Origin of the sequence: Teichococcus aerophilus (genome assembly GCF_014490485.1) — a bacterium.
Classification (GTDB): domain Bacteria; phylum Pseudomonadota; class Alphaproteobacteria; order Acetobacterales; family Acetobacteraceae; genus Pseudoroseomonas; species Pseudoroseomonas aerophila.
This window is the reverse complement of record NZ_JACTVA010000126.1, coordinates 1-1,409: the sequence shown is the minus strand read 5'-3', so window position 1 is coordinate 1,409 and position 1,409 is coordinate 1. Positions and strand designations below refer to the sequence as shown.

The following is a 1,409-nucleotide window of genomic DNA, read 5'->3' as shown; positions in this document are numbered from 1 at the left end:
GCCGGCCCCGGCCGCGCCGCCCTCCACCACGCCACCCACCCCGCCGGCCCAGCCACCCGCCGCCGCCGCGCCGACCGCCACGACGCCCCCGGCTCCACCGGCGGATGCGGCGCCGGAGAAGCCTGCGAACCCCTGAGTGACGGTCCTCGCCAGGGTGCCTTGAATTGTGAGCGTTACGCCCTTGGCGCGAGCCTTGAGGGGCGCTGCCCCTCTCAAACTCTCCCCGCCAAAGACCTGAGGCCTTTGGGAACCCCTTCGTTGGCGCTTCCTCGGGAACTAGATTTCATTCAAACTATTGATTTATAATATAATTATTCTTCCTGGGAACGCTTCGCGCGGTAGCGGACGTGGCGATGCCTTCAGGGCGAGCCGAAGGCTGAGCCATCGCCGAAGAGCGATCGCTCACCACCCTCCTCCCTAGCCAACTCGCAGAAGAAGATGAGGGAGGTCTGGAGGGAGAATTCCTTCTCCCTCCGGTTCTTCTCTCCAGTGCGCCCTCCATCCCGGCCCCGCTGAAGCTGCGCCCTCAAAGCCACGCCCGCCGCCCGTCTCCTCTCCTGACGGTACTTTCCGTTCTGTTCCAAGCCTTTGTCGTGTTAGCCTGAGCTCATTGCTCAGCATCAGTCGACCGAGGCCCATGTCCCGCGCCCTTGCCGATCGCTCTCCGTCTCCCACGCCTTCCGGTGGCCGCCTGGCTGCCGGGGCCCGCAAGTTTGCATCCCCGGCCGTCAAGGCCGCCCTGCGCCGCCGGGGGGCGGAGCTGGCAGGACTAGCGCTGGGGGTCGCCGGCGTGGCGTTGCTGGTGGCGCTGCTCAGCTACAACCCGGCTGATCCATCGCTCTCCACCGCCTCGTCGCGGGAGACGACCAATCTGGCCGGTGCGCCGGGTGCCATCCTGTCCGACCTGATGCTGCAGGGCTTTGGCTGGGCGGCGATGCTGCCCTCGGCCGTGGCGCTGGGCTGGGCGTGGCGGCTGGCCACGCATCGCGGGCTGGCCCCCTTCGCCGGGCGTCTGGCAGCCGTGCTGGCGGCGGTGCCGCTGCTGGCGGCCGCGCTGCACCTGGTGCCGGCCACCGCCGGGCCCAGCATTTCCGGCCCCGGCGGCGCGGTGGGCGATCTACTCGCCGGGCTGGTGCTGAACACCACGCTGGGCGTGTTCGGCGCCGCCGGCCATCTGGTCGGGCAGGTTGTCATCGTCGCGCTGGCGGGCTCGCTCTCCTTCGCCGCCATCGGCGTGCCGCTGCTGGCCTGGCTGCATCTGGGCCGTGGCGCCGGCCGGGCCGCGCGCGGCAGCGCGGCGCTGACCACGACGCTGTTGCGCCGCCCCGCCCCCGCCGAGCCGCCGCCCTGGCAGGACCAGCCCGACGCGCCGGACGAAGCCCCCGCCTGGGACCGGGAGCCGGCGCCGA

At 71.2% G+C, this 1,409-nt stretch carries 1 protein-coding gene; it reads left to right on the top strand.

Annotation, left to right across the window (positions count from 1 at the left end):
* Positions 1-637: 637 nt before the first annotated feature.
* Positions 638-1,409 (top strand): DNA translocase FtsK 4TM domain-containing protein (locus IBL26_RS25415; protein WP_187787281.1); only part of this gene is annotated, 772 nt, incomplete at its 3' end.